Source organism: uncultured Campylobacter sp. (assembly GCF_938045775.1).
GTDB lineage: Bacteria > Campylobacterota > Campylobacteria > Campylobacterales > Campylobacteraceae > Campylobacter_B.
The window spans coordinates 1-3177 of sequence record NZ_CALIBH010000141.1 but is presented as its reverse complement, the minus strand read 5'-3'; the positions used below and the strand labels follow the sequence as shown (position 1 = coordinate 3177).

General features: G+C 42.5%; 7 protein-coding genes. All 7 read left to right on the top strand.

Annotated elements, in window-relative coordinates; all coding sequences use genetic code 11:
* A partial coding sequence (locus tag Q0238_RS05510; protein WP_297943732.1) for a TolC family protein occupies window positions 1-919 on the top strand: 919 nt, incomplete at its 5' end.
* Window positions 916-1092 (top strand): hypothetical protein, encoded by a 177-nt coding sequence (locus Q0238_RS05505; protein WP_297943729.1) that lies wholly within the window; start codon window positions 916-918, stop codon window positions 1090-1092. The genes Q0238_RS05510 and Q0238_RS05505, both read left to right, overlap by 4 nt.
* A 28-nt stretch (window positions 1093-1120) precedes the next feature.
* Complete coding sequence (locus Q0238_RS05500) at window positions 1121-1270, top strand: hypothetical protein (RefSeq protein WP_297943726.1); 150 nt, start codon at window positions 1121-1123, stop codon at window positions 1268-1270.
* Between the two features lie 75 nt (window positions 1271-1345).
* On the top strand, window positions 1346-1480 hold the full coding sequence (gene rpmH, locus Q0238_RS05495; RefSeq protein ID WP_005873223.1) for a 50S ribosomal protein L34: 135 nt from the start codon (window positions 1346-1348) through the stop codon (window positions 1478-1480).
* The gene (gene rnpA, locus Q0238_RS05490) at window positions 1468-1803 is read left to right on the top strand and encodes a ribonuclease P protein component (protein WP_363317126.1); all 336 of its coding nucleotides are present in this window, start codon (window positions 1468-1470) and stop codon (window positions 1801-1803) included. The genes rpmH and rnpA overlap by 13 nt, the downstream gene beginning before the upstream one ends.
* On the top strand, window positions 1800-2147 hold the full coding sequence (gene yidD / locus Q0238_RS05485) for a membrane protein insertion efficiency factor YidD (RefSeq protein WP_297943723.1): 348 nt from the start codon (window positions 1800-1802) through the stop codon (window positions 2145-2147). Before rnpA ends, yidD begins: the two co-directional genes overlap by 4 nt.
* A partial coding sequence (gene yidC, locus Q0238_RS05480; protein ID WP_297943720.1) for a membrane protein insertase YidC occupies window positions 2137-3177 on the top strand: 1041 nt, incomplete at its 3' end. The genes yidD and yidC, both read left to right, overlap by 11 nt.

Genomic DNA, 3177 nt, shown 5'->3' with positions numbered 1-3177 from the left:
CGAGTTTGATCTTGAAAATACTCGCCTGACTCTTATAAATTCTGTCGTAAGCGGCTACTTCGAGATGCTTTATCTAAACGATTCGCTAAAATGGACAAAACAGAATTTAAGCGATTACCGAGAGATCGAAAAAATAATCAAGGCAAAATACGATTACGGCAAGTCCGAGCAGCTAGATTACAGGCAGATTCAAAATTCTATCCTAGGGCTTGAAAACAAGGTCTTAAGCATTCAAAAAAATATCGAGGATAATCATAAATATATGAGAAATCTCATCTCCTCCAGCTTGCAATTTGATGATAACACCGATTCGATAAATTCCATAGAATTCCAAGGCGTTGATCTAAATGTGCCTTACACGGCGCTTGCTAATCGCCCCGACATTAGAGCTGCGATCGCTAGGCTAAATTCCAGCTTTTACGACGAACAGACCGCTAAGTTAAATTTCTTTCCTAGCGTAAATTTAGGCGCAGGACTTACTAATGGGCAAGGCGTGAGCGCTAACGATAGTTTCAAGCTAAATTTTTTAAGTGGCAACGTAAGCATAAGTCTGCCGTTTTTGGATTATGCAAGGGTTGAAAACCGCCTTAAAATTTCGGAGATCGCTTTTCGCAAAAACGTCGTAAATTATGAACAGACGCTCTCTAACGCTACGAATGAGGTGCTAAATTTATATAGAATTTACCAGATCAATCTGGCTAGCCTTAAAAATTTAAGTGCCGCTTATGACGAAAAGGCGCGTATTGCCGATCTTTACGCCGCGAAATACGAAGCAGGTTCAAGCGAGCTAAAGGATATGCTAGAAGCCCGCACCGATGCCGTAAACGCTAAGATAAACGAGCTAAATCAAAGATATTTGACGCTACAAAATGAGGCGGCGATCTATCGCGCGATGGCAGGCAAATTTAAACGCAAATGAAAAAGGCTTTGATATTTTGGTTGCTTTGCGGTGCGATATTTGCTGATTCTATGGTACTAAGAGCGCAAGATGACTCAGTAAGCCTTGGTGCCAGCGCTTATGTTGCGGACGATAAACAATCAGAATTTGAGAAAAACCATAGTGAAATTCTGCTAAATCGTCAAAAAAAATGAACTAGATAGGCAAAGCCTGCAAAATAATTTGCAACGTGAATCAAAAGGCGTAGGCGACCACGATGATTTTTCGATGAAAAAACAGCCGATGCAAGACATCAAGGAGCGAAACAATAAAAATGAGCAAGACTTAAAACTGCGCCGTAAAAAGCTGCAAGGCGACGTTCATCGGCGCTAGGGCTGCTTTTGTTTATCGGTTTTTAAGTAAAGTTTCTATAAAATCTCCGCTTTACATTTTCTTAAAGGAACAGTTATGAAAAGAACGTACCAACCCCACAATACCCCTAAAAAGCGCACTCACGGCTTTCGCGTCCGTATGAAAACAAAAAACGGCCGCAGAGTTTTAAGCGCAAGACGCGCTAAAGGCAGAAGAAGATTGGCTGCGTAGGCGAATTTGCTGCGATAAGCGATAGCAGGGTTTTCTCGGAGGTTTATAAAAGTGCGGCAAAGTGGCATTGCGAATGCGCTGTCGTGTATTTTTTGGCTAGCGAACAACGCAGATTTAGCGCAGTCGCCAGCAAAAAAATAGGCAATTCAGTTACGCGAAATTACGCTAAAAGACGTTTGCGCGCAGCGTTTTATAATCAAAAAGACGCCATTGTTAGCGGAATTTTTATATTAATCGCAAAAAAGCAGATCGTAGATATGAGCTTTGAAGACATTGAGCGAAATTTAAAATGGGCGTTTAAAAAGATCGGCGCAGTAAAATGAAGAGATTTTTTATAGCCGTGATCGGGTTTTATCGAAAATTTATTTCGCCTTTGCTACCGCGCTGTTGCCGTTATTATCCGAGCTGTTCGGAATACGCGCTTTATGAGTTTAAATTTAACGGTCTTTTTCGCGCTCTTTGCGCTACGGCCGCTAGAATTTTAAGGTGCAATCCGCTGTTTAAAGGCGGCATAGATTATCCGATAATCGCGCGAAATTTCAAATTTTGCGTATTTTCTAAAATCCGCAGCAGCAATGCCTCTGTGGATAAATTTAAGCTTTGGTTTATACCATATAAAAAAAATAGATATTATGTCATACGACTAGGAGAAAATATTGCTAGATAAACTTCCTCAATCAAAGCGCCTTGCTATCGCAATAGCAACTGCGCTCATATTTTTTGTAGCTTACGATCATTTTTATTTATCAAAAATTCGCGCCGCAATGGAGGCAAACGCAACCGCGACGCAAATCGCGCAAAAAAATGCCGCCAAGTCCGCTCCGCAAACTTCTGCCGCTGGCATGAGCGCGCAGGGAGCGAATTTAAATACCGCAAATTCCATCTCTGCACCGTTAGTACGCGTGATCGGTAAAGAAGCAAATTTTACGATCGACGGGCTCGGTCGCATAAGCTCGTATGTGCTAAATGATGCTAAATTCCGTGATGAAAACGGCGATGCGATAAATTTAATTGATCCTAAATCACATTCTAAACCGCTTGAGATGCGCTTTGAGGACGCGGCGTTGAATGCGATGGCTTTCGATACTCCTTACAGCGCCTCATCTAGCGAGCTAGACGTGCGAAACGGCGAAGCTAGCGTTACGTTAAGTCAAAGTTTGGGCGCCGTTAGCATAAATAAAATTCTTACCTTTTATCCAAATGGTAGTTATAAATTGGATCTGAAGTTAAGCGGCAATGCGCATTATTTTATCAGCCCCGGCTCGCGCCCGAACGTAGAAGTAGATAGCTATACGGTTCACGGCGTCATCGTTGGAAAACCGGGCGAAGCGGGAATTTCAGATAAAATCGCTTCATTTTTTACGGGCTCGCAGGCTATAAACGAAAGCGTAGAAATTTTTAAAGATGGTGATGTGGATAAAAATGAGCGAATAAGTGGCGTAAATATCGCTGCAAGCTCGGATCGTTATTATACGACGCTATTTTACGGAGAGAGCTTGAATGCGACCGTGACTGACGCAGATAAAATTTCGCAGGTTTTCATAGGCTCGGACGGCGATCTTAGTCTTACGGGCTATATCGGCGCGAAAGATCACGCAACGCTAAGCTCGATAAATCCTGCTCTTACGCACATTATCGAATATGGCTGGGTTACCTTCATCGCCCGCCCGATGTTTAAATTTCTAAACTGGCTGCAC

Bases quoted from the DNA above. Each gene is read 5' to 3' on its own strand.
- Q0238_RS05505 (WP_297943729.1), top strand. From the start codon at position 916: ATGAAAAAGGCTTTGATATTTTGGTTGCTTTGCGGTGCGATATTTGCT.
- yidD (WP_297943723.1), top strand. From the start codon at position 1,800: ATGAAGAGATTTTTTATAGCCGTGATCGGGTTTTATCGAAAATTTATT.
- rpmH (WP_005873223.1), top strand. From the start codon at position 1,346: ATGAAAAGAACGTACCAACCCCACAATACCCCTAAAAAGCGCACTCAC.